This is a genomic window from Pantoea stewartii subsp. stewartii, from assembly GCF_008801695.1.
In the GTDB taxonomy this organism is placed as follows: Bacteria; Pseudomonadota; Gammaproteobacteria; order Enterobacterales; family Enterobacteriaceae; genus Pantoea; species Pantoea stewartii.
This window is the reverse complement of sequence record NZ_VZPF01000302.1, coordinates 1-257: the sequence shown is the minus strand read 5'-3', so window position 1 is coordinate 257 and position 257 is coordinate 1. Positions and strand designations below refer to the sequence as shown.

The window sequence follows — 257 nt, the reverse complement described above, 5'->3', positions numbered from 1 at the left end:
AAAATGGTTTTTATTGCTTTCCCCAGCTCCGCCAGAGCCTTATAAGTCGGATGCTGAACGTTGTTCCTGGTAAACCGGCGTAAAATGGCTTCTGGTTCTGCGGTTCCCTGTTTTAACGCAGTTGCGTATTTAACAGAAGTCATCTTCAAGCAAAGGATATACACCGATGGTGTGTTCGCCTGCCAGATGCCGGTAGATAACAGGATCCGATACGGGAATAAGCTGGCGGTGAGAGCAGTCGCTACATTTTATCCGGG

The 257-nt window shown here is 48.2% G+C and carries 2 pseudogenes; both read right to left on the bottom strand.

What is annotated here, in order from left to right:
- Nucleotides 1-134 (bottom strand): annotated as a pseudogene (locus F7Q90_RS26285) (Tn3 family transposase); the annotation flags it as partial.
- Nucleotides 133-257, bottom strand: a pseudogene (locus F7Q90_RS27570) (TOTE conflict system archaeo-eukaryotic primase domain-containing protein); the annotation flags it as partial. The pseudogenes F7Q90_RS26285 and F7Q90_RS27570, both read right to left, overlap by 2 nt.